This is a genomic window from Rhizobium ecuadorense, assembly GCF_001187535.1.
Classification (GTDB): Bacteria; Pseudomonadota; Alphaproteobacteria; order Rhizobiales; family Rhizobiaceae; genus Rhizobium; species Rhizobium ecuadorense.
Window position 1 is genome coordinate 1 of record NZ_LFIO01001199.1, and the last position, 268, is coordinate 268.

Annotated in this window: 1 protein-coding gene; it reads left to right on the forward strand. The window is 61.2% G+C overall.

Translation table 11 applies throughout. From position 1 onward, the window contains the following. Positions 1-268, forward strand: a 268-nt coding sequence (locus AF337_RS25455) for an ABC transporter substrate-binding protein (protein ID WP_342028452.1), incomplete at both ends; no start/stop codon positions are given.

The window sequence follows — 268 nt, forward strand, 5'->3', positions numbered from 1 at the left end:
AATGGAACCAGGGCATATCGATGACCATGGCCCGCAATCCCGGTTATTGGGATCAGCCGCGCCCCTATCTGGATACGATCAAGTTCGCGATCATTCCCGAGACCAACAGCCGCATCGCCACCGTCGTGCAGGGTGGCGCAACGATGATGGCCGGTTATCCCTATCAGTTCGGCTCGAACGCAACGGCGCCGGGGGTTGCGACCCGCGAGATCCCCATCCGCGGCATCAACCGCGCCTATCTCAACCAGGCCAAGGGGATCTTCACCGA